Annotated in this window: 28 protein-coding genes, 1 tRNA gene and 4 pseudogenes; 13 read left to right on the top strand and 20 right to left on the bottom strand. The window is 65.1% G+C overall.

What is annotated here, in order from left to right; translation table 11 throughout:
- The 3 genes and pseudogenes from X730_RS0134600 to X730_RS139985 form a co-directional block, all read left to right on the top strand.
- A pseudogene (locus X730_RS0134600) lies at window positions 1–743 on the top strand (KUP/HAK/KT family potassium transporter); the annotation flags it as partial.
- A gap of 4 nt (window positions 744–747) precedes the next feature.
- Window positions 748–1,194, top strand: a pseudogene (locus X730_RS1000000166715) (KUP/HAK/KT family potassium transporter); the annotation flags it as partial.
- A gap of 35 nt (window positions 1,195–1,229) precedes the next feature.
- Window positions 1,230–2,270: an aldehyde reductase gene (locus X730_RS139985; protein ID WP_023731260.1), complete on the top strand. Its 1,041-nt coding sequence runs from the start codon at window positions 1,230–1,232 to the stop codon at window positions 2,268–2,270.
- Window positions 2,271–2,323: 53 nt separating this feature from the next.
- On the opposite strand, the gene X730_RS139980 is transcribed toward X730_RS139985, so the two are convergent.
- Window positions 2,324–3,214, bottom strand: a complete 891-nt coding sequence (locus tag X730_RS139980; RefSeq protein ID WP_023741658.1) for an SDR family oxidoreductase — start codon at window positions 3,212–3,214, stop codon at window positions 2,324–2,326.
- Between the two features lie 138 nt (window positions 3,215–3,352).
- On the opposite strand from X730_RS139980, the gene X730_RS139975 reads away from it, so the two are divergent.
- On the top strand, window positions 3,353–3,760 hold the full coding sequence (locus X730_RS139975; RefSeq protein WP_023690335.1) for a helix-turn-helix domain-containing protein: 408 nt from the start codon (window positions 3,353–3,355) through the stop codon (window positions 3,758–3,760).
- Between the two features lie 75 nt (window positions 3,761–3,835).
- Window positions 3,836–5,068, top strand: a pseudogene (locus tag X730_RS139970) (NAD(P)/FAD-dependent oxidoreductase); the annotation flags it as partial.
- Here X730_RS139970 and X730_RS1000000166720 read toward each other — a convergent pair.
- Together X730_RS1000000166720 and X730_RS139965 are read right to left on the bottom strand one after the other, a co-directional pair.
- Window positions 5,034–5,792 carry a glutathione S-transferase family protein gene (locus tag X730_RS1000000166720; protein ID WP_081731648.1) on the bottom strand — a complete coding sequence of 253 codons (759 nt, stop codon included), beginning with the start codon at window positions 5,790–5,792 and terminating at the stop codon, window positions 5,034–5,036. The pseudogene X730_RS139970 and the gene X730_RS1000000166720 sit on opposite strands and share 35 nt — an antisense overlap.
- Window position 5,793: 1 nt before the next feature.
- Window positions 5,794–6,099 carry a Rieske (2Fe-2S) protein gene (locus X730_RS139965; protein WP_023668375.1) on the bottom strand — a complete coding sequence of 102 codons (306 nt, stop codon included), beginning with the start codon at window positions 6,097–6,099 and terminating at the stop codon, window positions 5,794–5,796.
- Window positions 6,100–6,194: 95 nt separating this feature from the next.
- On the opposite strand from X730_RS139965, the gene X730_RS139960 reads away from it, so the two are divergent.
- The 3 genes from X730_RS139960 to ilvC all read left to right on the top strand — a co-directional run bounded on the left by X730_RS139960 (window position 6,195) and on the right by ilvC (window position 8,505).
- Window positions 6,195–6,653: a MarR family transcriptional regulator gene (locus X730_RS139960; RefSeq protein ID WP_023668376.1), complete on the top strand. Its 459-nt coding sequence runs from the start codon at window positions 6,195–6,197 to the stop codon at window positions 6,651–6,653.
- A gap of 155 nt (window positions 6,654–6,808) precedes the next feature.
- On the top strand, window positions 6,809–7,462 hold the full coding sequence (locus tag X730_RS139955) for a TetR/AcrR family transcriptional regulator (protein ID WP_023690330.1): 654 nt from the start codon (window positions 6,809–6,811) through the stop codon (window positions 7,460–7,462).
- Between the two features lie 23 nt (window positions 7,463–7,485).
- Complete coding sequence (gene ilvC, locus X730_RS139950; RefSeq protein WP_013531065.1) at window positions 7,486–8,505, top strand: ketol-acid reductoisomerase; 1,020 nt, start codon at window positions 7,486–7,488, stop codon at window positions 8,503–8,505.
- A gap of 80 nt (window positions 8,506–8,585) precedes the next feature.
- On the opposite strand, the gene X730_RS139945 is transcribed toward ilvC, so the two are convergent.
- Together X730_RS139945 and X730_RS139940 are read right to left on the bottom strand one after the other, a co-directional pair.
- Window positions 8,586–8,870: a PilZ domain-containing protein gene (locus tag X730_RS139945; RefSeq protein WP_023685169.1), complete on the bottom strand. Its 285-nt coding sequence runs from the start codon at window positions 8,868–8,870 to the stop codon at window positions 8,586–8,588.
- A 166-nt stretch (window positions 8,871–9,036) separates the two neighbouring features.
- Window positions 9,037–9,630 carry a BA14K family protein gene (locus X730_RS139940; protein WP_023690328.1) on the bottom strand — a complete coding sequence of 198 codons (594 nt, stop codon included), beginning with the start codon at window positions 9,628–9,630 and terminating at the stop codon, window positions 9,037–9,039.
- A gap of 157 nt (window positions 9,631–9,787) precedes the next feature.
- Between X730_RS139940 and X730_RS139935 the strand changes: the two genes are divergently transcribed.
- Both X730_RS139935 and X730_RS139930 read left to right on the top strand, forming a co-directional pair.
- Window positions 9,788–10,900: an endonuclease/exonuclease/phosphatase family protein gene (locus X730_RS139935; RefSeq protein WP_023690932.1), complete on the top strand. Its 1,113-nt coding sequence runs from the start codon at window positions 9,788–9,790 to the stop codon at window positions 10,898–10,900.
- Window positions 10,901–10,905: 5 nt separating this feature from the next.
- Window positions 10,906–11,625, top strand: a complete 720-nt coding sequence (locus tag X730_RS139930) for a hypothetical protein (RefSeq protein ID WP_023668380.1) — start codon at window positions 10,906–10,908, stop codon at window positions 11,623–11,625.
- On the opposite strand, the gene X730_RS139925 is transcribed toward X730_RS139930, so the two are convergent.
- The 4 genes from X730_RS139925 to X730_RS139910 form a co-directional block, all read right to left on the bottom strand.
- Window positions 11,622–11,864, bottom strand: a complete 243-nt coding sequence (locus tag X730_RS139925) for a hypothetical protein (RefSeq protein ID WP_023690325.1) — start codon at window positions 11,862–11,864, stop codon at window positions 11,622–11,624. The genes X730_RS139930 and X730_RS139925 overlap by 4 nt on opposite strands.
- A gap of 128 nt (window positions 11,865–11,992) precedes the next feature.
- A complete protein-coding gene (locus X730_RS139920) occupies window positions 11,993–13,210 on the bottom strand; it encodes an ABC transporter permease (RefSeq protein WP_023685173.1) in 1,218 nt (405 codons plus the stop codon).
- The gene (locus tag X730_RS139915) at window positions 13,207–13,911 is read right to left on the bottom strand and encodes an ABC transporter ATP-binding protein (RefSeq protein WP_023685174.1); all 705 of its coding nucleotides are present in this window, start codon (window positions 13,909–13,911) and stop codon (window positions 13,207–13,209) included. Before X730_RS139915 ends, X730_RS139920 begins: the two co-directional genes overlap by 4 nt.
- Before the next feature lie 4 nt (window positions 13,912–13,915).
- A complete protein-coding gene (locus X730_RS139910; protein WP_023827322.1) occupies window positions 13,916–15,202 on the bottom strand; it encodes an efflux RND transporter periplasmic adaptor subunit in 1,287 nt (428 codons plus the stop codon).
- A 113-nt stretch (window positions 15,203–15,315) separates the two neighbouring features.
- Between X730_RS139910 and X730_RS139905 the strand changes: the two genes are divergently transcribed.
- Together X730_RS139905 and X730_RS139900 are read left to right on the top strand one after the other, a co-directional pair.
- Entirely contained in the window at window positions 15,316–16,224 is a 909-nt protein-coding gene (locus X730_RS139905) for a PhzF family phenazine biosynthesis protein (RefSeq protein WP_023827323.1), read from the top strand.
- A 346-nt stretch (window positions 16,225–16,570) separates the two neighbouring features.
- Window positions 16,571–16,646, top strand: a tRNA-Lys gene (locus X730_RS139900).
- A gap of 177 nt (window positions 16,647–16,823) precedes the next feature.
- Here the strand turns inward: X730_RS139900 and X730_RS1000000167745 are convergent.
- The 8 genes from X730_RS1000000167745 to X730_RS139865 form a co-directional block, all read right to left on the bottom strand.
- A complete protein-coding gene (locus tag X730_RS1000000167745) occupies window positions 16,824–17,096 on the bottom strand; it encodes a hypothetical protein (protein ID WP_155922523.1) in 273 nt (90 codons plus the stop codon).
- Between the two features lie 250 nt (window positions 17,097–17,346).
- Window positions 17,347–18,357 carry a nicotinate-nucleotide--dimethylbenzimidazole phosphoribosyltransferase gene (cobT, locus tag X730_RS139895; RefSeq protein ID WP_023827324.1) on the bottom strand — a complete coding sequence of 337 codons (1,011 nt, stop codon included), beginning with the start codon at window positions 18,355–18,357 and terminating at the stop codon, window positions 17,347–17,349.
- 24 nt (window positions 18,358–18,381) lie between these two features.
- Window positions 18,382–19,149 carry an adenosylcobinamide-GDP ribazoletransferase gene (locus tag X730_RS139890; protein WP_031197312.1) on the bottom strand — a complete coding sequence of 256 codons (768 nt, stop codon included), beginning with the start codon at window positions 19,147–19,149 and terminating at the stop codon, window positions 18,382–18,384.
- The gene (locus X730_RS139885; RefSeq protein WP_023827326.1) at window positions 19,146–20,459 is read right to left on the bottom strand and encodes a cobyrinate a,c-diamide synthase; all 1,314 of its coding nucleotides are present in this window, start codon (window positions 20,457–20,459) and stop codon (window positions 19,146–19,148) included. Before X730_RS139885 ends, X730_RS139890 begins: the two co-directional genes overlap by 4 nt.
- A complete protein-coding gene (gene cobA, locus X730_RS139880) occupies window positions 20,456–21,268 on the bottom strand; it encodes a uroporphyrinogen-III C-methyltransferase (RefSeq protein WP_023827327.1) in 813 nt (270 codons plus the stop codon). Before cobA ends, X730_RS139885 begins: the two co-directional genes overlap by 4 nt.
- Window positions 21,265–22,029 (bottom strand): precorrin-4 C(11)-methyltransferase, encoded by a 765-nt coding sequence (gene cobM, locus X730_RS139875; protein ID WP_023690316.1) that lies wholly within the window; start codon window positions 22,027–22,029, stop codon window positions 21,265–21,267. Before cobM ends, cobA begins: the two co-directional genes overlap by 4 nt.
- The gene (locus X730_RS139870; protein WP_023822155.1) at window positions 22,026–22,412 is read right to left on the bottom strand and encodes a cobalamin biosynthesis protein; all 387 of its coding nucleotides are present in this window, start codon (window positions 22,410–22,412) and stop codon (window positions 22,026–22,028) included. Before X730_RS139870 ends, cobM begins: the two co-directional genes overlap by 4 nt.
- Window positions 22,409–23,644: a bifunctional cobalt-precorrin-7 (C(5))-methyltransferase/cobalt-precorrin-6B (C(15))-methyltransferase gene (locus tag X730_RS139865; RefSeq protein WP_023827328.1), complete on the bottom strand. Its 1,236-nt coding sequence runs from the start codon at window positions 23,642–23,644 to the stop codon at window positions 22,409–22,411. The genes X730_RS139870 and X730_RS139865 overlap by 4 nt, the downstream gene beginning before the upstream one ends.
- 1 nt (window position 23,645) lies before the next feature.
- On the opposite strand from X730_RS139865, the gene X730_RS139860 reads away from it, so the two are divergent.
- Entirely contained in the window at window positions 23,646–24,413 is a 768-nt protein-coding gene (locus X730_RS139860) for a cobalt-precorrin-6A reductase (RefSeq protein ID WP_023827329.1), read from the top strand.
- On the opposite strand, the gene X730_RS139855 is transcribed toward X730_RS139860, so the two are convergent.
- The 3 genes and pseudogenes from X730_RS139855 to X730_RS01000000164800 all read right to left on the bottom strand — a co-directional run bounded on the left by X730_RS139855 (window position 24,377) and on the right by X730_RS01000000164800 (window position 26,616).
- Window positions 24,377–25,141 (bottom strand): precorrin-3B C(17)-methyltransferase, encoded by a 765-nt coding sequence (locus X730_RS139855; RefSeq protein WP_023685186.1) that lies wholly within the window; start codon window positions 25,139–25,141, stop codon window positions 24,377–24,379. The two genes, X730_RS139860 and X730_RS139855, sit on opposite strands and share 37 nt — an antisense overlap.
- Window positions 25,138–25,911 carry a precorrin-2 C(20)-methyltransferase gene (locus tag X730_RS139850; RefSeq protein ID WP_031197313.1) on the bottom strand — a complete coding sequence of 258 codons (774 nt, stop codon included), beginning with the start codon at window positions 25,909–25,911 and terminating at the stop codon, window positions 25,138–25,140. Before X730_RS139850 ends, X730_RS139855 begins: the two co-directional genes overlap by 4 nt.
- Window positions 25,908–26,616 (bottom strand): annotated as a pseudogene (locus X730_RS01000000164800) (precorrin-8X methylmutase). Before X730_RS01000000164800 ends, X730_RS139850 begins: the two are co-directional and overlap by 4 nt.
- Window position 26,617: the final 1 nt, after the last annotated feature.

The raw sequence follows: 26,617 nt of genomic DNA on the forward strand, positions 1-26,617 counted from the left end.
CGTCAATGTTTTGCTGGCGTTGGCGGTGATGTTGCTGGTCGTCGGTTTCGGCGAATCGAGCAAGCTGGCCTCCGCCTATGGCATCTCGGTGACCGGCAACATGCTGGTGACGACGGTGCTGCTGTTCGTCGTCATGACGCGCATTTGGAAATGGCGCCTGTGGGTGGCCGTCGCCATGACGGCGCTGTTCGCGTTCATCGACATCGGCTTCTTTGCCTCCAACATCGTCAAGGTGTTCGAGGGCGGCTGGGCGTCGCTTGCGGTGGCCTTCACCATCGTTCTGGCGATGTGGACCTGGGTGCGCGGCAGCCGCTATCTGTTCGACAAGACCCGGCGCAACGAAATCCCGCTCGATTTCCTCGCCGGCAATCTGCTGAAGAAGAAGCCGCAGCTGGTGTCCGGCACCGCCGTGTTCCTGACCAGCGATCCGCAAAGCGCGCCGACAGCGCTGATGCACAGCCTGAANGCTGGTGTCCGGCACCGCCGTGTTCCTGACCAGCGATCCGCAAAGCGCGCCGACAGCGCTGATGCACAGCCTGAAGCACTACAAGGTGCTGCACGAGCAGAACGTCATTCTGTCGGTGGTCACCGCGCCGCAGCCGCTGGTGCCCGACAGCGAGCGGGTCAAGATGGAGACAGTCAACGAGTTGTTCATGCGGGTGGCGCTGACCTTCGGCTATATGGAGCAGCCCAACATTCCGCGCGCGCTGGCGATCTGCCGCAAGCAGGGCTGGAAGTTCGACATNGCTGGTGTCCGGCACCGCCGTGTTCCTGACCAGCGATCCGCAAAGCGCGCCGACAGCGCTGATGCACAGCCTGAAACACTACAAGGTGCTGCACGAGCAGAACGTCATTCTGTCGGTGGTCACCGCACCGCAGCCGCTGGTGCCCGACAGCGAGCGGGTCAAGATGGAGACAGTCAACGAGTTGTTCATGCGGGTGACGCTGACCTTCGGCTATATGGAGCAGCCCAACATTCCGCGCGCGCTGGCGATCTGCCGCAAGCAGGGCTGGAAGTTCGACATNTCGTTCTTCCTGTCGCGGCGCTCGCTCAAGGCATCGCCCAATTCCGGCATGCCGGTGTGGCAGGACAAGCTGTTCATCGGGCTCGCCCGCTCGGCGGCCGATGCGACGGAGTATTTCCAGATCCCGACCGGACGTGTGGTCGAGATCGGCACGCAGGTGGCGATCTGAGGGTCTCGAACGGATAAATCGTCGAGGAGGCTAATATGAGCGGCGAATTGGTGCTGGTCACCGGCGGGTCCGGCTTCCTCGGCGCTCACTGCATCCTCGAACTGTTGAAGGCCGGCTACCGCGTCCGCACCTCCGTGCGATCGGCCAGGCGCGAAGCCGATGTGCTCGCCATGCTCAAGGCAGGTGGCACGGAGCCCGGTGACGCCCTTTCATTCGCCCATGCCGATCTGATGGCCGACGCAGGCTGGCCGGCGGCGGTGGCCGGCTGCGATTACGTGCTGCATGTCGCATCGCCTTTTCCGCCCGGCGTGCCCACGCATGAGGATGACCTGATCCTTCCGGCGCGCGAGGGCGCGTTGCGCGTGCTGCGGGCGGCGCGGGATGCCGGGGTCAGGCGCGTCGTGCTCACCTCATCCTTCGCGGCCGTCGGCTATGGCAAGATGCGCGCGGATGGGCAGCCTTTCAACGAGGAAAACTGGACCGATCCGGCAGGCAAGGTCAGCGCCTATGTGAAGTCCAAGACGCTCGCCGAGCGCGCGGCCTGGGATTTCATCGCCGAGCAGGGCGGCGCGCTGGAGCTTGCGGTCGTCAATCCCGTTGGCATCTTTGGACCGGTGCTCGGCGCGGACCATTCGACCTCGACCGAATTTGTCCAGCGCATGCTGAACGGCGCCGTGCCTGGGCTGCCGCGCCTGTCCTTCGGCGTCGTCGACGCGCGCGACGTGGCGGATCTGCATGTTCGCGCCATGACCCACCCCGCCGCCAAGGGCGAACGGTTCCTCGCTGTCGCCGGCGATTTCATGACGGTGCGCGAGATCGCGCAGACCCTGAAGACGCGGCTCGGGCCGGCGGCGTCGCGCGTCTCGACGCGGGAGTTTCCCGATTGGCTGGTGCGCATCATCGGGCTGTTCAATCCGGAAGCGGCACAACTCGCAACGGAACTGGGCAAGATCAAGAACGCCACCAACGCCAAGGCGGTGCGCGTGCTCGGCTGGGCGCCACGCTCGCGCGAAGATGCTTTGATTGCCACGGGCGAAAGCCTGATCCGGCTGGGACTGGTCAAGCGACGTAGGTAATTGTGCGGGAGGCCGCCGAACCTTAAGGGCTCGGCGTCCCGCAACGGCAGCTTTCAGCCGGCCAGTGCAGCCTTGTTCGTCTCCAGAAACTGCTTCAGCGGCACCGACTTTCGGCCGGAGAGTTTTTCGACCGCGTCGGTCACCATGCCGAGGTCACCGGCGCGGGCGGCGGCGTCGAATGAAACCAGCACCTTGGCGAAGGGTTCAGGCAGGCCGGCCGACTTCATTCCCTCGGTCAGGGCTTCGTCGGAAAGCTGGATGACCTGGATCGGCTTGCTGGTGACTTCGGTGACCAACGCCGCCACTTCGGCAGCCGTATACGCACTGGGGCCGGTCAGCGTGTAAGTCGCGCTTTCGCTGCTGTCCGAGGCGAGCCCCGCTGCGATCGCCGCCGCGAAATCGTCGCGCGTGCCGTAGGAAATGGCGCCGTCGCCGGCGGAGGTGTACCACTGACCCGATGCCAGAACCTGCGGCAACGCCATGAACAGGTTCTCGTTATACCAGCCATTGCGGAAGATCGTGTAGGGGATGCCGCTCGCCTTGATCGCCTGTTCGGTGTCGTAGTGGTCGGGCGCGAAAACAACCGGCGAACCAGGCTCGGGGTTGGGCATCGAGGTGTACAGCAGGTGGCCGACGCCAGCCTGTTTGGCCGCCGTCACCGCCGCAAGCTGCTGCTCGCGCCGCTTCCCCTGTACCTCAAGTTCGTTGGTCGAGATGACGAGTGCCCGGTCGGCTCCCGCGAAGGCCTCGGCAAGCGATTGCGGGTCGTTGAAGTCAGCGGCTCTGACGACGACGCCGCGCGCCGCCAGATCGGCAAGGTTGGCGGGTGTACGGGTGGTGGCGATGATGCGGTTTGCGGGGACCTTTAATGTGTCCAGCAGGTGGTTGATGACGCCGCGGCCAAGCTGGCCGGAAGCGCCGGTGACGAGAAGGGTTGCGGTCATGGGGGATCCTGAAATTGCGCCGGGTGGCGGGTGCTTCTGACAGTCTCAAAAAGAGACCAGCACTAAAATAAGAATTGACCGGCCACCGTAAAGAAGGCAGTTTTTAGGGAGGTAGGCACCGCCAGGGAACCAGCAGCCATGGACGGCAAGGTCGTCAATCTGAGAACCAAGCTCAATATATTCAAAGCCACCAGCGATGGCGCAAACATTGCCGATTGCCCGGTTCGCGACGTGATGCAGGGCGTGAACGGCAAATGGAGTTCGCTGCTGATGGCGGCGCTCGCAGAGCAGCCCTATCGTTTCGGCGAGTTGCGGCGCCTGGTGCCCGACATCTCGCAGCGCATGCTCACCCAGACGCTCCACGATCTGCAGCGCGACGGCTTTGTTCATCGCGAAGTGTTCCCGACCAAGCCGCCAAGCGTCGAATACAGCCTGACCGATCTCGGCCGTTCGATGTTCGGCGCCTTGCATCAATTGATCCTGTGGGCCGAACTCAACCATGGTGCGGTGCGCAAGGCGCGCGCTGCCTTCGACGCCGGTGGCTGATATTTTGGTCCATGCAGCAAAGGCTTGATTTGACAATGGCGCTGAAGGATTGTCCGGCCAGTAGTTGGGCGGGCAATGGAAAAATCTCTCGACATCGCGATTGCGGGCGCCGGCCCGGCGGGGCTCGCCACCGCGCTCTATCTCAAGCGCGCGGGCCACAACGTCACCATCTTCGAACGTTTCGAGGAACCCAAGCCCGTCGGTTCCGGACTGATCCTGCAGCCGACCGGGCTGAGCGTGCTCGCCGATCTCGGCCTGCTCCACGACATTCTGGCGCTGGGGAGCCGCATCGAGCGTCTGCATGGCGCCGATGCCTCGAGCGGCCGCACCGTGCTCGCCGTGCGCTACGACGCGCAGCCTGGCGGCCGCTTCGGGCTGGCGGTGCACCGGGCGGCGCTGTTCAACATGTTGTTCCGCGCCGCGCAGCGCCAAGGCATCGCCATGGAAACCGGTGTCGAGATCGAGGCGCTGGACGTCGGTGAGCGGGCAAGCCTGATCTTCGACAAGAGCCGAACGGTGGAGGGCCGCAGGGCAGGGCCGTTCGACCTCGTCGTCGACGCCAGCGGCTCGCGTTCGAAGCTGCGCCGGTGCCTCAACGATCCGGCCGAGCCGCGGCAGCTCACTTACGGCGCGTTCTGGGCCTCGCTCGGCTGGCGCCAAGGCTTCGACGAAAATGCGCTGCTGCAGCGCTACGACAAGGCCAGCGTGATGATCGGCGTCCTGCCGATCGGCCGACTGGAACCGGGCGCGGAAAAGATGGCGGCGTTCTTCTGGAGCCTGAAGCCGGCGGATGCCGAAAACGTGCGCGCGGCAGGGCTCGACGCCTGGAAGGCGAGACTGGTCTCGCTGTGGCCGCAGTGCGAGGCGTTCACCAGCCAGATCGACAGCTTCGACCAGCTGTCGCTGGCGCGCTACGGCCACCACACGATGAAGCTGCCGGCCGGCCGCAGGCTGGCCGTGATCGGCGATGCCGCGCATTCGACCAGCCCGCAGCTCGGGCAAGGCGCCAACATGGCGTTGCTCGACGCGGCAGCGCTCAGCCATGCCTTGGCACAGACGGGCAACGTCGAGGCAGCGCTGGAAAGCTACGCCCGGGCGCGGCGATGGCATGTCCGAATCTTCCAGCTGCTGTCGCTGGCGCTGACGCCGTTCTACCAGTCGGACGGCACGATGCTGCCCTTCTTCCGCGACAGGCTGGTGGCAACCATCGCCAAAATCCCGCCAGTGCCAAGCGTGCTTGCCTCGATGGTGGCCGGCACGCTGATCGATCCGTTCAGGCGGATCGGGCTAGAGGAGGTGCACTGGCCAGATCATCCGGCGGGATCAGGGTCGAGAGAAGCGAATTTCTCGCACGCAGGAATAGACGCAGCCGCTGCGGATAGTCCGGCGCCACGGCACCCTTGATCGAGGCGCGTTCGCTCAACGCCTTGCGCCAGGCCTGGACCAATGGCTTGCCGTCCAGAATGCCGAAATTGCCGATCCGGTCGAAGGCGTCGAGATAGCGGAAGACCGGGCCGTAGACGGCATCGACGAGGCAAAAGCACTCGCCATTGAACCACGGTCCGGCCTGGTCGGCCAGTTCGTCCTCCAGACGATCGAACATGGCCGAAAGTGCCGTGGACTCTGCCAGGAAGGCGGCCTCCGTCGAAGCCGAGTAGAACCGGCCGATGGCGTTCAATGTCGCCGAGCCGAACTCGATCCAGGCGCGATGCCGGGCACGGGCGTAGGCGTCGGCCAGATGCAGAGGATTGGCTTGCGTCTCCTCGAGGAATTCGAGAATGACGGCGGATTCGAAGATCACTGTCTCCTCGCCATTTGCCTGGACGATCAGCAGCGGCACCTTGCCCAGCGGCGAAATCGCCTTGAACCAGTCCGGCTTGTTGGCGAGGTCGATGGTGACACGCTCAAACGGCACGCGTTTCTCGGCCAGCGAGATCGCCGCGCGCTGCACATAGGGGCATAGATGATGGCTGACGAGAATGAGCTTGCCAGTCATTTCATTCTTCTCAGCCATTTCATTCTTCTCAGGCATGTCACTCTCCCCAGACATAGTTCAACGCGCCGTCCTCGACGCGCGTCGACAGGAACATCAGTCGCGACGCTTTTGGCGCCGGACCTTCAAGCCGATCGCCGCTTTCCATATCGAAGGCGGCACCGTGCCATTGGCAGACCAGCTTGCCGTCCTTGCAGTCGAGCGGCCCGCCGAAATGCAGGCAGACATTGGCCGCGGCACGGACACGCTCGCCGCTGCGCCAGACATGGACCTCGCGGCCGAAGAACGGTGCGATCAGGCTGCCCGTCTGTGGGACGTCGGCGACTTTGCAAATTTCGTGTTTCATGGATCTTTCCCGGATCGATGCAGTTGCATGCATATAGATGCAAGTGCATTGACCGTCAAGCTTGATGCAACTGCATCTACCGCCTAGGGTGGGTCATGACCAAAACAACCACGCCTTCGCCCGAAGCCGTCAAGGCCTGGGCCCGCCTGATGCGGGTTTCGCGCCAGCTCATCGAAAAGGCGGAAGAGGCTTTGAAGACTAGCGGCTTGCCGCCGCTCGACTGGTATGACGTGCTGCATGAACTCGCCGAGGCGGGTGAGGGCGGGCTGCGGCCATTCCAGCTGACCGAGCGCACACTGTTTGCGCAGTATAACATCTCGCGGCTTCTGGCGCGCCTCGAGGCAGACGGACTGGTCGAGAAGCTCAGGGCTGCCGATGACGGCCGCGGCCAGACCATCCGCATCTCGGCCAAGGGCCGTCAGACGCGGCGACGGATGTGGGCTGTCTATGGACGGTCTATTGCGGAATTGGTCGGCGCAAAACTCTCCGCCGAGGAGCTGAAGATACTGGCGAGCCTGCTTGGAGAGCTGCGCCATCCGCCCGCCGATGATTGATCCGTCAGAATCTCGTGGTTTGCCCGGCGGCTCTCACGTCGACGATTTTTCTACCTAACCCCTTGCGTCGAGCACAGGATTGCGCAATATGCCGAACCGTAACGTACGGTACGCCGTTTGAGGCGACCCGGCGACCTCATCGAATGGGCAGGAAATTGTTGCAGGCGAGTGCCGAGATCGATACCAGCGAAGTGCTGACAGAGCGGCAAACGGCCGTCCTGGACGCGGCTTTGCGGCTGCTGGTCGAGGAGGGCGACAATCTGACCATGACGGCGGTGGCGCGGCGCGCCAGCTGCTCGAAGGAAACGCTCTACAAATGGTTCGGCGACCGCGACGGATTGCTGACGGCGACCGTGCAGTGGCAGGCATCGAAAGTGCGCGTGGTGCCGGTCGACGGTGAGCGGCTCGATCTTGCCTCGATGACGGCAAGCCTGGAAGGCTTCGCCTCGGACTGGCTAAAGGTGATTTCGAGCGATACCTCGATCGCGCTGAACCGCGTCGCGGTCGGCCATGCCGGATCCGGAAAGGACGATCTCGGCGCCATCGTGCTGGAGAATGGCCGTTTCGCGCTGGCCAGACGGCTGAAGCCGGTGCTGCTTGCCGGCAAGCAGGCCGGACTGCTCGACTTTACGGACGCCGAAATGGCGTTCCGGACCTTTTTCGGGCTGGTCGCCCGCGACGTGCAGATCCGTCTGCTGCTCGGCGACAGGCTGGAATTGACTGAAGCGGCGATCGGCGGCGATGCCGCCCGGGCGACGCAGCAGTTTCTCGCTCTTTATGGAGCAAAAACCGGGCCGCAAGGCCTCTAATCTCTGTGGGAAGGAAGCAAAAGATGCGTGTCTATTACGATCGCGACGCCGATCTCAATCTGATCAAGGGCAAGAAGGTCGCCATTATCGGCTATGGCAGCCAAGGCCGGGCGCACGCGCTCAACCTCAAGGATTCCGGCGCCAAGGAAATCGCCATCGGCCTCAAGGCGGGATCGGCGACCGCCAAGAAGGTCGAGGCTGATGGCCTGAAAGTGATGAGCGTGGCGGACGCTGCCAAATGGGCCGATTTGATGATGATGGCGACGCCTGACGAATTGCAGGCCGACATCTACAAAAACGAAATCGCGCCAAACATTCGTGACGGCGCCGCGATTGCCTTCGCGCACGGCCTCAACGTGCATTTCGGCCTCATCGAGCCGAAGTCGACCGTCGATGTCGTCATGATCGCGCCGAAAGGCCCCGGCCACACGGTGCGCGGCGAATACCAGAAGGGCGGCGGCGTGCCGTGCCTGGTCGCCGTCAACCAGGATGCTTCCGGCAATGCGCTCGATCTCGCTCTGTCCTACGCCTGCGGTGTCGGCGGCGGCCGTTCGGGCATCATCGAGACCAATTTCCGCGAGGAATGCGAGACCGATCTGTTCGGCGAGCAGGTCGTGCTCTGCGGCGGCCTGGTCGAGCTGATCCGCGCCGGCTTCGAGACGCTGGTTGAGGCCGGCTACGCACCCGAAATGGCCTATTTCGAGTGCCTGCACGAGGTCAAGCTGATCGTCGACCTGATCTATGAAGGCGGCATCGCCAACATGAACTACTCGATCTCGAACACCGCCGAATGGGGTGAATATGTCTCAGGCCCGCGCATCATTACCGCCGAGACCAAGGCCGAGATGAAGCGCGTGCTGAAAGACATCCAGACCGGAAAATTCACCTCGGAGTGGATGCAGGAATACCGCGCCGGCATGTCGCGCTTCAAGGGCATCCGCCGCAACAATGACAGCCACCAGATCGAGGAAGTCGGCGCCAAGCTGCGCGCCATGATGCCCTGGATTTCCAAGAACAAGCTGGTCGACAAGGCCAAGAACTAACCCGCAGTCGTCGGGATTGGGAGCAAAGAGCCGGCGGAGCGATCCGCCGGCTTTTGATGCCGGTTTATCGATCAGGATAATCAGCCATAGTGCCAATGCGGCTTCGGCTCGGTGCCGGTGAACTCGACGCCGATGCGGTCGTCGCGGCGCCAGCGCACGATGGCCTTGTAGCCGATGCCGTCGACAGGCACATAGAGCAGGAACTCGTCCGGCACGCGCGCGTCTATCGAGACTTTCAGTTCGGCGCCGCCGGCATGCATGTTGCGGACCGTGCACTTGACCTCGGAATTGGTGAGGCCGGTCAGAATCGTCGCGCCCTTCAGCACGCGCTGCCGGTGTTTGTTTCGCAATTCGTTGTCGGCCATGACGGCGTCCTTCGCGACCGGATCGGCGCGATCGTCAGATGGGGCACGATATCACGGATAGGCTGAGCCGATAAACATATGGTTAGCGGTGACCGAGACCAGCCGTCTTTCCCAATGAAAACGGCGCCGCGATGGGGCGGCGCCGTCGTTTATTGTCGTTTATAGGTCAGCTGTAGGGCGACCAGCATTGCTGGCGCGGGCCACCATAGGGCTGGAACGTGTTGTCCCAGGCCCGGTAGGACCGATAGCGGTCGTAGCACCACTGGACATGGGCGCTGGACAGACGCTGCGTGCGGTAATAGCGGCGGGGCGCCGGCTGCACGTAGTAGCCGTCATTGTAATAGCCGTTGTTGTAGTAGCCGTTGTTGTAGATGCTGCCGAGGCCGAGACCCAGGCCGAGGCCGAGAACTGCTGCGGCGCCGGTGTCAAAATCACGGCCGCGATGGTGGCGGTGATGGCGCCAGCGCCAGTTGTCGCCGCCGTTCCAGTTGCCGCCATTCCAATTGCCGTTGTTCCAGTTGCCTGACCCGGCAAAGCGACGGCTGTCGTGGCGGCGCCACTGCCAATCGTTGAAGGAGCGGCGGTCATTGCCGCCCGCCCAGCTGTCGCGAACCGGTGTGATGTCAGACAATGCGGTGCTTGCCGGCACCGACAAGTCCGGCTGCAGGATCGGGCCCGCGGCAGATGGCGCCGTGAGACCCGAGAAAAGACCGAGCGCTAACAGCCCGGATTTGACTGTGGACGAAAAGAGCGAGCTCATTGCACTCTCCAAGTGATACAGGCCCCACGCCCGGATACCCCAGGGAAGTGGCCTATTGATGGACCTTGGCGTCTGAACGGAGGATGAACAGAAAGGTTCCATCAGCCATGACGAGCAGCCCTTGTTTTCATTGGCGCTTGCGGGCAAAGGTCAGTCCATGTCGCTGCGCCTCGCCACTTTCAATGTCGAAAACCTGATGAACAGGTTCGATTACTCGGGCTTCCGCAACCAGCTCAACGAAGACCGCACGCTGGCGCTTTTCGACATCCAGAGCGAAGCCGAATACCGGATGCTGGAGCAGGCGCGCGCCATCGCGCAATCCGACGATACGCGCCAGTTGACCGCGCTCGCCATCGCCGCCACCCGCGCGGACATCATCTGCATGCAGGAGGTTGACAACATCGAGGCGCTGAAGGCGTTCGAGTATGGCTATCTCTTCAAGATGGTGGGCGAGGGTTACCGGCAGAAATACACCACCGCCGGCAATGATTCGCGCGGCATCGACGTTGCCGTGATGATGCGCAACGAGACCGCGCAAGGTCAGCCGATCGAATTCGTGCGCATGACCAGCCATGCCTATGTCACCTTCGAGCAGTTCGGGCTGCACACGCCTGAACTCGAGGCGCTCGGCAACCTGGCCAACGAACGCATCTTCCGGCGCGATTGCCTGGAGGTCGACATCAAGGTCGGCGGCGTGCCGCTGACGCTTTACCTCGTCCATTTCAAATCGATGGGCTCGCCGCGCAACGGGCTCGACGGACGCGAGGCGACGATGCCGGTGCGCATCGCCGAGGCGCAAGCCGTGCGCCGCATCATCGAGGAGCGCTTCGGCAAAGAGCACGCAGCCGATAAAAACTGGGCGATCTGCGGCGACATGAACGACTACCGCCAGCGGGTGAAGATCGAGGGCGACGCCGTCGACGGCTACCGCTTCCAGGTGATCGACGAGAGCCAGTCCTGTATCGATGTGCTCACCGCCGGCGGCTTTTGCGAAAACGTCGTCGAACGCCGGCCGGAGATGGACCGCTGGAGTTTCTACCACACGCGCGGGCCGAAGGAGCGGCATCTGTGCCAGCTCGACTACATCCTGCTGTCGAAAGGGCTGGCGGCGAAGAATGCGACGGCGGTTCCCGACATCATCCGCAACGGCCAGCCCTGGCGCACCATCTTTCCGGCGGGACAGGCGGTGGAGCGCTTTCCGCGCGCCGGCTGGGACCGGCCGAAGGCGTCGGACCATTGTCCCGTCGCAATTACCCTGGACATGGCTTGAGCACGGTGAGCTTCGACCTGCCGCGCAACGTCATCCTGCCCGTCGACGAAATCGACGTCCGGCTCGACCCCGGCCCGCATCCGTTCGAGCGCGACAACGCGCAGGCGATCACTGACAACTGGCGGCGCGAGGTCACGGCCAATCCGGCGCTGTTCGACGGCACGGTGGTGCTGCTCTCGGCGCTCGCCTGGCGCGACAACCGGATCGTCGGGCGTTGTCACGCGGTGAAGTACTCGACCTTCCTGCTGTGGCGAAAGAACCGGCAGGGGACGGGCGCCGAGCATGCCTATGGCCACGCCATGCTGGTCGCCGGCGACAACGCCCTGGTGGCGATCCGCATGGGCGCGCACACGGTCCCGGCCGGCAGTGTCTACTTCGCTGCCGGCTCGTTCGAGCCGATCGATTTTCGCGATGGCCGCGTCGATGTCGATTTCAACATGATCCGTGAAGTGCGCGAGGAGACCGGGCTTGACCTGACAGGCGCTGCGCGCGGCAAGCGCTACCATGCGCTGTCGACTTCGACCGGCACGGTCCTCTTCCGCCGCTACCACGTCGATGCGCCGGCCGACGAGATTGCGCGGCGCATCGGCGCCTTCGTCGCGACCGAGACCGAGCCGGAGATCGAGGGGCCGGTGATCATCCGCCACGCCGCCGACCTGCCGGAAGGGCTGGCACCGCATATGAAGCCGCTGGTCGAGTGGCATTTTGGCGGTGGCGGGGGCTAACGGCGCGGATTGTTCTGCGCCGCCTTGCGGTCGTTGCGGGCGGCGACGAGGAACAGGATAACGCCGATGCCCAGCAATCCACCCATGACCATGCCCATCGTCTGGCCGACGACTGCCTGAAAATCGGCGGTGACACGATCGGGATTGGCCATGCCGTAGCGGGCGAGATACCACCAAAGTCCCGCAAGGGCGCCTTCGATGATCACCATCGTCAGAATCAGCCGCGCCTTCTTGCTCATTGCCACTCCTTGACCAGATGCTTTGCTCTAAAATTAGCATCGCAGACCGGACGACAACAAGTATTGCGATGTCGACAAGCACCCATCCTTGTGGATAGCGGTTGGTTGCGGTGGAGCTGATCTGGCGCTTATTCGTGGCGCAGCGCGTCGATCGGGTCGAGCCTGGCGCCGCGCAGCGCCGGGAAGAAGCCGAACACCATGCCGATCAGCGCCGAAAAACCGACGGCGAGCAGGATGACCGCCGGGCTCGGCGCAAACGGTATGGCCAGCGTTGCCGAGGCGAGGCCGGCCAGCGCCAGGCCGATCAGGATGCCGATAATGCCGCCGAGCAGCGACAGCACCGTCGCCTCGACCAGGAACTGGATGAGGATGTGCTTTTCATGCGCGCCGATGGCGAGCCTGATGCCGATCTCGCGGGTGCGCTCAGTGACCGAGACCAGCATGATGTTCATGATCCCGATGCCGCCGACCAGCAGGCTGACGCCCGCGACGGCGCCCAGCATGCCGGTCATGGTGGTGGTGGCGCTGGCCATGGCGTCGGCGATCTGGGTCATGTCGCGGATCGAGAAATCGTCTTCGCGGTCCGGCGTGATGCGGCGGGTGTCGCGCAAAATGTCCTCGACTCGCGGCTGCAATTCGGTGGTCGGCGTGCGGTCGTCGGCGGCGACGTAGATGTTGTCGATGTCGCGGTTGCCGGCGATGCGGCGCTGATAGGCGGCAAGCGGCATCAAGACGACATTGTCCTGGTCCTGGCCGAAGCCGGTATAGCCCTTGGGTTCGAGCAGGCCGATGATCTTGCACGAGGTGCGGTTGACGCGGATGATCTCGCCCTCGGGTTCGCCGGCGCCGAAGAATTGCTGGCGCACCGTCTCGCCGATCAGGCAGACGCCGGTGCCCGAGCGTGTCTCCGAATCGCTGAATGGGCGGCCCGACACCAGCTTCCAGTCGCGGGCGTCGAGATAGGCGCTGTCGGTGCCGGTGACGCCCGAGGTCAGGCTCTCGGTGCCGAAGATGACGCGGACTTGTTTCTGCGACGCCGGCGCGATGGCGCGCGCGCCGGTCAGGTGGGCTACGAGGGCGGCTACATCCTTGTCGGCCAGAGGCCGTACCGCCTGGTCGAGCCCGCCTGGTCCGCCAGTGCCTGCCGGGCGGCCGGAACGGACGACGAGCAGGTTCGAGCCGAGCTTGGCGATGTCCGACTTGACCTTGGCCGTGGTGCCCGAACCGATGGTCAGCATGGCGATGACGGCGGCGACACCGATGACGATGCCGAGCAGCGTCAGGAACGAGCGCAGCACATTGCGGCGGATGGAGCGCAGAGAGAGGCGGACGGTTTCCCAGATCATGACGCCAACTCCGACTTGGCCGTGTCGGACGCGACGTGGCCGTCGAGGAAGCGGATGGTGCGCTCGGCATAATCGGCGACATCGGCCTCGTGGGTGACCATGGCGATGGTCAAGCCGAGCTCCCGGTTCAGCCGCGTCAACAACTCCATGATCTCATGCGTGCGGGCGGTGTCGAGATTGCCGGTCGGCTCGTCGGCGACGAGCAGCGTCGGCCTGGTGACGATGGCGCGCGCGATCGCCACGCGCTGTTGCTGACCACCGGAGAGTTCGGCCGGCGTGTGATGTTCGCGCCCGACCAGGCCGACCTCCGCCAGCGCCTGCATGGCAAGATCGCGGCGCTCGCGGGCCGGCGCGCCGCGATAGATCAGCGGCAGCTCGACATTTTCCGCCGCCGTGGTGCGCGGCAACAGATTGTAACCCTGGAAGACGAAGCCGATATAGAGATTGCGCAGAAGCGCCCGGCGGTTGCGGTCGAGCCGCCCGGCGTCGATGCCCATGAAGGAGTAGGTTCCGGCCGTCGGCGTGTCGAGGCAACCGATGATGTTCATCGCGGTCGATTTGCCCGAACCGGACGGGCCCATGATGGCGACGAATTCGCCACGCTGGATGGCGAGGTCGACGCCGGCCAGCGCATGGACCTTGGCTTCGCCCTGGCCATAGCTCTTCCAGACCGTGTCGAAACCGATGAGGCCCGCGGCCATGGCGTCAGCTCCGCAGCTGCGAGGTCGTGATAACCTCTGCACCTTCATCCAGCCCGGAGGTGATCTCGGTCAGTTCGCCGTCGGTGGAGCCGATCTTGACGTTGACCGGGTGCGGCCGGCCGTTCTCCAGCACATAGAGCGTGCGTGAGCCGTCGGTGGGCGCCTTCACCGGCTGGCGGCGGTTGCCGCCACGGCCCATGCGGCCGGTGAACAGATCGCTGAGGCTCCACGCGCGCGCGGCCTGCTGCGCCGGGCGGTAGCGGAAAGCGGTGGACGGCACGGTGAGCACGCTCTTGGCCTGCCTGGTGACGACCGAAACCGTGGCGGTCATGCCGGGCCGCAGCAAAAGCTCGTTATTGTCGACTTCCAACCGTGCATTGTAGGTGACGACGCCGTCGGTGGTGACCGAGGCGTAGGAGATGTCGCGGATCTCGGCGTCGAACGGCCGCTCCGGAAAGGCATCGACGGTGAAGCGTGCATGCTGGCCTGGTTTGACCGCGCCGATATCGGCCTCGTCGACCGCCGCCACCAATTCCATGTTCCTCAAATCGGCGGCGATGATGAACAGAACCGGCGCCTGCAGCGAGGAGGCGACCGTCTGGCCGGGGTCGACGGAACGCGTCAAGACGATGCCGTCAATCGGCGCATAGATGGTGCTCTTGGCAAGGTCGGTCTGCTGCGCCTTGAGATCGGCCTGGGCGATGGCGAGATTGGCCTGCGCACTATCGAGCGCCGCCTTGGAGCGGTCGCGCGTGGCAGTCGCCGCCTCGAGCGACTGATCGGTCGCCATGCCACGCCTGGTCAGTTCGGCCGCGCGGGTGAGGGCGCTTTCGTTCTCCTTCAGGGTTACCGTGGCGTCCTCGACATTGGCGGCAGCGGCCTTGGCCGAGGCTTTGGCGCGTTCGATCTGGACCTCAAGTTTCACCGTGTCGAGCGTCGCCAGCACATCGCCCTTCTTGACCTGCTGGTTCTCTTCGGCCGACACCGAGCGGATGATGCCGGACAGTTCGCTTGAAATGTCGACCTGGGTGAGGGGCTGCAGCGTGCCGGTCGCCGATACCGCGACGGTGAGGTCGGCAATGGTGGCCGGCGTTGTGGTGTAGTCGATCTTGGCCGGGGAGCCGGCATACCATTGGTAGCCGGCGAGGCCGCCGGCAACGGCGATCAGCGCCAGCAGCGCGTAAAGCCAGCCACGACGGCGCGTCTTGCGCACACCACTCTGGTCAAGCCCAAGCGCCGCCTCGATGGCGGAATCCGATTCCGTCTTTGGCAGATTGACAAGCTGGTCCACGCCGGACCCCTATGAAAGCGTAATGTCCCTATATGTGCACAGATCAGGCTTGGTGGTTCGAATATCAAATTAAATTTCGGCCATGTTCGGATTGAGGCGGAAGGTTTTTCAAGATGCAGACCCGCAATTACTTGCTCTACGATGTGTTTACGACGGAGCGGCTGGCCGGCAATCCGCTGGCTGTCGTGCTCGACAGCCAAGGGCTGGATACAGCCGCCATGCAGGCCATTGCGCGCGAGTTCAACCTGTCCGAATCGGTCTTCGTGCTGCCGCCGGACAATCCAAAACATCGCAACCGCATCCGCATTTTCACGCCCGACTATGAGATGCCGTTCGCCGGACATCCGACAGTTGGCGCCGCGATCGCGCTGGCCGAACTGACAGGCGAGGGCGAAGCCGGCATCTTCGTGCTGGAGGAGAATATCGGCCCGGTGCGCTGCGCCGTCAGCCGGCACGATGGCGCCACCTTTGCCGAGTTCGACCTGGCGAAGCTGCCGGAGCCGCTGAAGCTCGATGCCGACCCGGAGGCGATCGGCGCCGCCCTCGGGCTGGCGCCGCACGAGATCGGCTTCGAGAATCACCTGGTGTCGTTCTGGTCGGCAGGCGTGCCTTACGTCACCATTCCGGTTGCCAATCTGGAGGCTGCCGGCCGGATCAAGCTCGACAACCAGGTCTGGTCGGAACTGGCGCCGCGCAAGAGCGAATGGGCCTTCGCCAGCCCGTATGTCTATTGCCGCCAGACGGTGAACCATGACAGCGCCTTCCATGTCCGCATGATCGTGCCGGGCACGCCGTCCTATGAAGACCCGGCGACCGGGTCGGCGGCGGCGGCCTTTGCCGGCGCCATCATGCAGTTCGATGGCCCGACCGACGGCATTTCGCAGCTGTGGATCGAGCAGGGGCTGGAGATGGGCCGGCCATCGCGTATCCGGCTCGAACTCACTGTCGAGGGCGGAAAACTGGCCTCCGCGCGCATCGGCGGCCATGCCATCAAGGTGGCGGAAGGCAGGCTGTTCGTTTGAGTGGCCCGTGGCTGAGATCGTCGCTGTCGGCGATCCTTCACGCCCCCCTCTGTCCTGCCGGACATCTCCCCCACGAGGGGGGAGATCGGATGTCGCATTGGCTTTCGCCAATCTCCAACGCCGAAAGACAGGCGAAACGGCAAGGCTGCCAATCTCCCCCCAAGTGGGGGAGATGCCCGGCAGGGCAGAGGGGGGCGCTGTCCCGCCGACGACTCTGGTTTTTGCTTCGCTGCAACACTCGAAACCGAAGCCCGGAGCGATTTGTCGGGAAATGATTCCGGCAGGGCTGGACAGGACCGGTATCGGCGGCTATATGCCCGCCAACGCCGGTTTTTGCCGGCCGAGTGGGTGCGTAGCTCAGTTGGTAGAGCAGCTGACTCTTAATCAGCGGGTCCACAGTTCAATCCTGTGCGCACCCACCAAATTTCTAGAAGAGTTGGTGGAAGACCTTGGAATGCCGGACGCGTTGACGCGCCTCGACATGCCTCAATCATGGGGCAGGTTTGCCTTAAACTCGGCGGCCGGTAAGCCGGTGCGCTATTTGGCGAAGGAGTGAAGGCCGCGCTGGATTAAGAAAAGCCCGGAAGCCGAAGCCGCCATCAATTAAAGCCAGTTTGAAACCACGGACTGGTGTCATACCCTAAGCGCGGATTATAATGATCCAGGAAGTTTTCGGCCCTATTTGACGGTCGCGCAACCACGGTGCCTGTCGATTTGCAATCCGGTTTCGCGGTCGGCTTGCTGCCAGCCTTCTTATGAGCTGTAGAACACGAGGTTGTAGCCTGAGCGGTGGCCACCTTTTTCTTCTCTTTCGCAACAGCTGCTCCGGTAGCGGCCAATACTATTGCTACGCCAAAGACAACGAGTTTCATTGAAAACGCCCTCACCCTGCACAATCCGTAATGATTGCGCCTGGTCACCGTTACGTCAATCACATTTTGTCGGCAACGGCGGCGAATAGTGCCAGTAAAAAGAGCCCACCACAGAAGCAGCGGGCCAACCCCCAGGTGGGGAATCTTTCAGCGGCCGTGCTGTTCGAGCCACCAGCCTGGAATGCCAGTGACCGGCCCGACGATGGTCAGTGAAGGTTCGGGCCGGCGCCCTCCCGTCAAATCGCTCTAGCTACTTCTCTGACACGCCAGCCTCGGCAAAACTCGCCATCCTCGCATGGCATTCCAGTGCCGAGCGGACGATGTTGACGGCGAGGCAGGCGCCGGAGCCTTCGCCGAGCCGCATGCCGAGGTCGAGCAGCGGCGGCAGGCCGAGCGCTTCGAGCAGGCGGCGGTGGCCGGATTCGGCCGAGACATGGGCGGCGATGGTGTGGGCGAGGCCTGAGGGGTGCAGTCGCGCCAGGGGCGCTGCCGCTGCCGTGCAGACGAAGCCGTCGAGCAGCACCGGGACGTTCTTGCGGCGAGCGGCGAGCGTGGCGCCGAAGATGGCGGCGAGTTCGCGGCCGCCAAGGGCGGCGGCGATCTTCAGCGGGTCGGACAGCGCGTCGGCATGGCGCTTGAGGCCGGATTCAATGGCGGTGACCTTGCGCTTCAGCCCGGCATCGTCGACGCCGGTGCCGCGCCCGGTCCATTTTTCAGCGCCGCCGCCGAACAGGGCGGTCGAGATGGCGGCCGCCGGCGTGGTGTTGCCGATGCCCATCTCGCCGAAACAGACGAGGTCGAGGTCGTTCGTCACCGCGTCATAGCCGGCCGAAACGGCGGCGAGGTAGTTTTTTTCGTCCATTGCCGGCACGTCAGTGAAGTCGCCGGTCGGATGATCGAGATCGAGCGGGATGACGTCGAGTTCCGCGCCGGCGATGCGGGCAAGCTGGTTGATGGCGGCGCCGCCGCCGGCAAAATTCGCCACCATCTGCACGGTCACTTCCGACGGGAAGGCCGACACGCCCTGCGCGGTGACGCCGTGATTGCCGGCGAATACGAAGACTTTGACGCGATCGAGTTTCGGCATGTCGCGGCCCTGCCAGCGCGCCAGCCAGGCGGCGAGGGTTTCCAGCCGGCCCAGGCTGCCATGCGGCTTGGTCAGCGTGTCCTGGCGGCGGGCGACGGCATTGGCGGCGGTATCGCTGCCGGCAGGCAGATCGAGACAGGCGGCGCGCAGTTGGTCGAATGATTTGAAGGGCATGGGGAAGGAATCTCCGGGGAAGAATCAGGACAGGGAAACGGAAGCGACGAGCAGGACAGTGATCTCGCCCAGCTGCTGCAGGGCGCCGATCGTGTCGCCGGTGTGGCCGCCGATCTGGTTGAGGCAGAGCGCGCGCAAGGCGCTGAACACGAGAGCGAGCAGGATCAGTGCGGCAAAGGCGCCGCCGAGCCCCAGGGTCAGAAGCGGGATGGCGCCGAGCACGGCGCCGAGAACAGCTGTCTGGGTCGAGACGGTCCCGGCGCCGGCAGACAGGCCGTCACTGCGCGCCGCCGGCGCCAGATGCATGAACGCGCCGAGCAGGCCGCGCGATGCGGCGTTGGCGGCGATCAGCGCGAAGAGCACGCCTGTCGGATTGGCCAGTTGCCACAGCGCGCTCCAGCGGATGAGCATCGACAGGCCAAGAGCTGCTGCGCCATAGGCGCCGATGCGGCTGTCGCGCATGATCTCCAGTTTTTTATCGCGCGTCTTGCCGCCGCCAAAGCCATCTGCGACATCCGACAGCCCATCCTCATGCAGGCAGCCCGTGGCGAGCAGGGTTGCTGCAAGCGCAAGGGCGGCCGCCGGACCGGCGGCGAGGCCGAGCTTAATCCCGATAGCGTAGACGACAGCGCCGACCAAAGCGACGGCGAGGCCGGCGACAGGCGCCGCCCAGATCGCATCGGCCAGGCTGCGGCCACGAAGGTCGAAGACCGGCAGCGGCAGGCGGGTGAAGAAGACGAGGCAAAGCGCGGCGTCGTCGAGCGCTTGCCGGGGCGAGGGCACGGAGGTCATGCGCCCCTCGCAATGGCGTGGAAGAAGGTGCCGCTCACATGGCCGCGGCGATAGCCGGAGGCGCCGAGTGGATTGCCCTGGCCGTCGGCGAGGTCGGCCAGCGGCTCATCATTGCCGGTGGCGATCATCTGCGCATAGTGGAATTCATGGCCACGGATCAGCGCGCCTTGCGGCCCCAGCGGACAGGCGGCGCGCAGGCGTGCCTCGCGGTAGCCGAGGTTCATCTTGCGCTTGGCAAAGCTGGTGGAATGGCCGAGCAGGCCAAGCATGGCGTGCGTCTCGCCGGCCGCGTCCTCCAGCGCTTCGCCCAGCACCATGAAGCCGCCGCACTCGCCATGGATGGGTTTGGTCTCGGCAAACCTTGCCATGCCAGCTCGGAAATTGGTCGCCGCCGCGAGGCGGCCGGCGTGAAGCTCGGGATAGCCGCCGGGCAGCCAGCAGACATCGCAATCCTGCGCCGGTGCTTCGTCGGCGAGCGGCGAGAACGGCACGATCTCGGCGCCGGCCTGACGCCAGTGGGCGGCGACGTGCGGATAGAGGAAGGTGAAAGCGGCATCTTCGGCGAGTGCGATGCGCTGGCCGGGCGGCTGCAAGGCATGTTCGAAACTGCCTGATGCCGGCGAAAACGGCGCGGCCAGCGCCATGATGGCGTCAAGGTCGAGGGATTTCTCGACCATGTCGGCGAGGCGGTCGAGATGCGTCATCAGGTCGGCATATTCGCCGGCCTGGACGAGGCCGAGATGGCGCTCCGGCAAATTGAGCGTGGGATCGCGCAGGATGGCGCCGACGACCGGCAGGCCGAGCGTTTCGATCGCCTCGCTGCACAGCTTGCGGTGGCGCTCGCTGCCGAGACGGTTGAGCACGATTCCGGCCATGCGCACATCCGGGTCGTAGGTGGCAAAACCCTTCGCGACGGCGGCCGCCGTCGTCGACTGTCCCGAGACGTCGAGCACCAAAAGCACCGGCAGGTGGTAGAGCCGCGCCAGATCGGCGGCCGAGCCGGTGCGGCCTTGTCCGGCCGGGATGCCGTCGAACAGGCCCATGGCGCTTTCGAGGAAGATAAAATCGGCGTCCTCGGTGGCATTGCCGGCCAACGCGTTGAGCAGGTCAGGCGACATCGCCCAGCTGTCCAGGTTGACGCCGGACAGACCGGTGGCGGCGGTATGAAAACCCGGATCGATATAGTCGGGGCCGGACTTGGCGCCGCGCACCTTGATGCCGCGCCGGACGAGCGCGCGCAAAATGCCGATGGTGACGCTGGTCTTGCCGGAGCCGGAACGCGGCGCGCCGATGATGATGGCGCGGGTCATGCGTTACCCGCCAGTGCTGCGCGCATGGCGACGATGCCGCCGACGACAATGAGGGCCGGCGAGGCCAATTCCGCCGCGGCGGCCGCTTCGGAAATGGTGGCGAGTGTCGCGACGACGGTCCGCTCCTGCGGTGTCGTCGCCGAAACGATGACAGCCGCCGGCGTCGACGGCGCCAGCCCGCCTTCGAGCAGCGACGCGGCGATAACAGGCAGATTGGCCATGCCCATATAGATGACCACCGGCTGGCCGGTGCGGGCGATCGCGCCCCAGTCGAGATCGTCATCTGTGCCGGCGGCATGACCTGTCGCCAGGATGATCGCCTTGTTGATGCCGCGCATGGTTGCGGGAATGCCGGTGGCGGCCAGCGCGCTCAGCCCCGATGTCAGGCCGGGCATGACGCGGAAAGGGATTTTTTCGCGCGCCAGCGCCAGCGCCTCTTCGCCGCCGCGGCCGAAAATATAGGGATCGCCGCCCTTCAGCCGGACGACGCGGCGGCCCTCGCGTGCCAGCCGCACCAGCAAAGCGGTGATGTCGTCCTGCTTCATCGACGGCTTGCCGCCGCGCTTTCCCGCAAAGAACAGCTGGGCATTGTCCGCAACGGCGACAACGTCAGAGGAGACCAGCGCGTCATAGACCACAGCGTCGGCCTCGGCCAATGCCGCCAGCACTTCCAGCGTCAGGCAGCCGGGATCGCCGGGACCGGCGCCGGCCAGCCAGACATGGCCCGGCTCAAGCCGGCGCGGCTTGAAGTTCAGCCGTGCAAGCGCCTGTTCGAGCATCGGGTTTTCGCTTTTGGTCTTGCCGCTCACAATCCGTCCCGCCCGCGAAAACGCCGCTGGTAGTGGGCGTCGTACAATGAACTCTCGCCAAAACCTTCCGCTGCCAGCGAGCGGCCGACGAAGATGATCGCCGTGCGCTCCATGGGATCGGCGGCGAGCAGCGCCTCGATGGTCGCTAGCGTGCCGGTCAGCACGCGCTCGTCCGGCCATGAAGCGCGAAAGACGATCGCCACCGGGCAATCGCCGCCATAATGCGGCGACAATTCGGCGACGACGCGATCGATGGCGTGGATGGCGAGATGAATGGCCAGTGTGGCGCCGGTGCGGCCGAAGCCGGCCAGCGTTTCGCCCGGCGGCATTTTCGAGGCGCGGCCGGAGACGCGGGTCAGCACCAGGCTTTGCGCCACCTCGGGAATGGTCAGTTCGCGGCGAAGGGCTGCGGCTGCGGCGGCGAAAGAGGGAACGCCCGGCGTCAGCGTGTAAGGAATGCCGTGTTTTTCCAGCCGGCGGATCTGCTCGGCCACGGCGCTCCACACCGAGAGGTCGCCGGAATGCAGGCGGGCGACATCGTGGCCGGCCTGGTGCGCTGTCACATATTCGACCTCGATTTCGTCGAGTGACATCGGCGCCGTATCGATCAGTTTGGTCCCCGGTGCGCAGTGTTGCAGCAATTCCGGCGCGACGATCGAGCCGGCATGCAGACAGACCGGGCAGCTTGCCAGCAGCTTGGCGCCGCGCAGTGTGATGAGGTCGGCGGCGCCGGGACCGGCGCCGATGAAATGCACGGTCATGGCGCGTCTCCGCTGATGGCGATGGCGCAGGTGACCGGGCCGAGCACGGTGCGTGGACCAAGCAGCTTTGCACCGGGGCCGGCAACGGCAAGGGCGGAGGCTTCTGAGACGGAGGGCGTGCCGGCGAGATCCTGCGAGAGATCGGATTTGCTGAGTGCCTCCGACGAGACGGCCTGAAGTGCTGCGTCATCAACGATGATGACGGGAAGGTTGAGCGTGCGGCCAGCGGCAGAGATCGGTTCTTCGTCTTTCTTGAGCGCGGCGGTCGCCAAGGCCGACAGCGCCGTTTTCGCCAGCCCGTGCGCTTCGAGGGCGGTTTCGATCGCCGCGAGCACGTCTTCGACGCTCACGCCCTTCCGGCTGCCGATGCCCGCCACCATCATGGCTTCACCCAGCTCCACTGGGTGACCGGCATGGCCGGGCGCCAGGCCTGCATCGAACCGACAGGAGAAGCGCGGGAAATGGTGATGCGGGTAAGGTCGCCGCCGCGCTTGATGTGCTCCGCGAGAAGCAGCGCCTCCATCTCCAGCGTCACCGCATTGGCAACGAGACGGCCACGGGATGGCAGCGCCTTGATGGCGGCGTTCAGTACGCCGGCGTCGCTGCCACCTCCGCCGATGAAGATCGCATCCGGCGTGTCCAGCCCGGCCAGTGCCTTGGGCGCCGACCCTTCCACCACGACAAGACCGGGCACGCCGCAATGCGCGGCGTTGCGGACGATGCGGGCGGCGCGGTCGCTGTTGGCCTCGATGGCGATGGCGCGCATCGAGGGGTGAGCGAGCATCCATTCGATGCCGATGGAGCCGGAACCGGCGCCGATGTCCCACAGCAATTCGCCACGCCTCGGCGCCAGCGCCGCAAGCGTCATGGCGCGGATGTCGTGCTTGGTGATCTGGCCGTCATGCTCGAACAGATGGTCGGCGCGGCCAACGCTCAGCGGCAGGATGCGGGCCTCTTGTGTCGATTCAAGCTCAAGCGCCAGCACGTTGAGCGGATTGATGTCTCTGAGATCGAAAGCGTCGGCACGTGCCGAGCGAAGCTTCTCGTTCGGTCCGCCCAGCGCTTCCAGAACGGTCAGCCGCGAACCGCCGAAGTCGAGCTCTACGAGCAGGCGCGCTATTGTCGCTGGTGCATCGCCGTCTGATGTCAGCGCCAGGATGCGCGCCCTGGGCTGCAGCAGCGGCCGGATCAGGTCGAGCGGCCTTCCATGCAGCGAGACGGTCTCGATGTCCTGCAACGCCCAGCCGAGCCGTGCGGCGGCCAGCGAAGTCGCTGACGGCGCGGGGATAACATGCATTTGCCCAGGCTTCACCTTGCGGGCAAGCGTAGCGCCGACACCATGGAAGAACGGATCGCCGGAGGCGAGCACGCAGACCTGCCGGCCGGCCAGCGCCAGCACGTCTGCCATGCCGGCATCGAAAGGAACCGGCCAGGCGCGCGCCTCGCCCTTGGCCAGGGAGGCCACCAGCGCCAGATGCCGCTTGCCGCCGAAGACGAATTCGGCCTCGGCGATCAGCCGCTTGGCCTCGTCGCCGAGACCCGCTAAACCGTCCTCGCCGATGCCGATCACCGTCAGCCATTTCGGCTTGGCGCCGCGCTTACTCTCAGCAGGCATGATGACCCACCGCATTCTGATCCTTGGCGGCACCAGCGAAGCCCGGCACCTGGCGGGAAAGCTGGCCGCGCGGAGCGATCTGTCTGTCACTCTGTCGCTGGCCGGCCGCACCGAAAGCCCGGTGGCGCAAGGCGTGCCGGTGCGCAGCGGCGGATTTGGCGGCAGTGAAGGGTTGGCCGCCTATCTCAGGGAGACGCGAACCGATCTGCTGATCGACGCGACGCATCCCTATGCCGCGCGAATTTCCGCCAATGCGGCGCAAGCCGCGCGCACTTCGGTTGTGCCGATCCTTGCTTTGCGCCGCCCTGGCTGGGAGCCGATAGATGGCGACCGCTGGACGCAGGTCGATATGACAGGCGATGCGGTGCACGCGCTTGGGTCGCCGCCGCGCCGTGCCTTCCTGGCGCTCGGCCGGCAGGAGGTCGCGGCTTTCGAGGCGGCGCCGCAGCATCATTACCTTGTCCGCAGCGTCGATCCGGTCGAGCCGAAACTGGCGGTGCCTGATGCGACCTACCTGCTGGCGCGTGGGCCGTTTCGCGAGGCGGATGAACGCGCGCTGCTCGAGGAGCACCGCATCGATGTCGTCGTATCCAAGAACAGCGGCGGCGAGGCCACCTACGGCAAGATCGCGGCGGCGCGGGCGCTCGGTATCGAGGTGGTGATGGTGCGCAGGCCCATCCTGCCGGAGGTGCCGTCGGCCGAAACTGTCGAAGCATTGGCCGCGATGATCGATCATGGTCTCGACCCCGTCGCGGAACGCGGTGTGTAGACCAGCGCCGGTTTGTCACCGCGCTTGATGATCCTTGTCTCCGGCGAGCCGATGATGATGCAGGTCGCCATGTCGGCCCTTTCCGCCTCGACATCGGCCAACAGAAAAACCTCGATGCGCTCGTCCGGGCGGCCGGCGGCGCGGCCGAAGATGACCGGCGTGGTGCCGGGCAGGATGGCGCGCAGGCATTCGAAGGCACGGCCGAGCTGCCAAGGGCGCGCCTTGCTGATCGGATTGTAGAGCGCGATGACGAAGCCGGCGCCGGCGGCAGCGAGCAGGCGCAGTTCGATCAGCTCCCACGGTTTGAGATTGTCGGATAGCGAGATGGCGCAGAAATCATGGCCGAGCGGGGCGCCGATGCGGGCGGCGACAGCCAGCATCGCAGTGATGCCCGGCACGACGGCGACATCGACCGCGCGCCACTCGGCCGGACCGGCCTCGATCGCCTCACAGACCGCGGCGGCCATGGCAAAGACGCCGGGATCGCCGCCGGAAACGACGGCGACGTCATGGCCCTCGGCGGCCTTGACCAGCGCGTCCTTGGAGCGGGCGAGTTCCTCGCGATTATCCGAGGCGACGCGGGTCTGGTCCGGGCGCAGCTCCAGCCGGTCGAGATAAGGCTTGTAGCCATAGAAGAACTTTGCCTCGGCGACGGCGCGGCTGGCTTGCGGCGTCACTTGATCGGCATTGCCGGGCCCAAGGCCGATGACGGTGAGGCGGCCGCTCATGGCTTGGCTCCCATGACGCCAGGCCGGCCGGACCAGCCGGCAACCAGCACGATGGCGAAATAGGGCGCCTTGTCGTCCGGCTTGTCGGCAAGCCTCATCGTGATGCTGCCGGCCATGGTGCCGCGCTCGACATAGACGGCGCGGGCGAGCTTGCCGGTGGCCTCCAGCGCCCGCCTGATCTTGGGCAGGTTGCGGCCGACCTTCATGATGACGGCGGCATCGGTGTCGGCGAGACGGCGTGTCAGTTCGAATTCGCTCATCGTGCCGGGCAAAACCGTCAGCACATCGTCGCCCTGGACGATCGGCACGCCGGTCTGCGACCAGCAGCCCGACATGGCGGTGACGCCGGGGATGACTTCGGTCGGGAAGCGATGGGCGAGGCGGACATGCAGGTGCATGTAGGAGCCGTAGAACAGCGGGTCGCCTTCGGAGAGCACGGCGACCATGCGGCCGGCTTCGAGGTGTTCGGCGACCTTCTCGGCCGACTCCTCGTAGAAATCGGTGATCTGCGAACGGTAGTCGTCGTGATCCTTGTCGATCTCGGTGGTGACGGGATAGAGAAGCGGCAGTTCCAGCATATCCGGCCGGAAACGCGCCTCGACGATGGCGCGCGCGTTGCTGTTGTTGCCGCGCTTGGCGAAATAGGCAACGACATCGGCCTCGGCCAGGACGCGCGCGGCTTTCAGCGTCAAGAGTTCGGGATCGCCGGGACCGGTGCCGACGCCGACGAGGCGGCCTTTTGCCAGATCTTCTTTGACAGCTGCGTTCACAGGCCGGGCCTCGCCAGCGAATTGAGCGCGGCTGCAGTCATGGCGCTGCCGCCAAGCCTGCCGCGCACGATGGCGTAGGGTACGCCATAGGAATTCTCGGCCAGCGCATCCTTGGATTCGGCGGCACCGACGAAGCCGACCGGCATGCCGATGATGGCGGCCGGTTTCGGCGCGCCATCGCGCAGCTTTTCCAGGAGATAGAAGAGCGCTGTCGGCGCATTGCCGATGGCCACGACCGAACCGGCCATGCGTTCGCCCCAGAGGTCGATCGCGGCGGCCGAGCGGGTGTTGCCGATCTGCTTGGCGATGTCGTGCGTGCGCGGGTCGCGCAAGGTGCAGATCACCTCATTGCCGGCCGGCAGCCTGGCGCGGGTGACGCCATGCGAGACCATTTCGGCATCGCAGAAGATCGGTGCGCCGGCCGCCAAAGCGCTGCGGGCGGCGGCGACGAAANCCATGCGAGACCATTTCGGCATCGCAGAAGATCGGTGCGCCGGCCGCCAAAGCGCTGCGGGCGGCGGCGACGAAATCGCTGGAGAAGACAAAATGACTTGATGCTTCGACCTGGCCGCAGGCATGGATCATGCGGATGGCAACGTCGGCCTCGGCCTCGGAAAAGCGGGACAAATCTGCCTCGGCGCGGATGATGGCAAAAGAGCGCTCATAGATGGCGTTGCCGTCATGGATGTAATAGTAGGCGGCCATG

It is taken from the genome of Mesorhizobium sp. L103C131B0, from assembly GCF_000502275.1.
GTDB lineage: Bacteria > Pseudomonadota > Alphaproteobacteria > Rhizobiales > Rhizobiaceae > Mesorhizobium.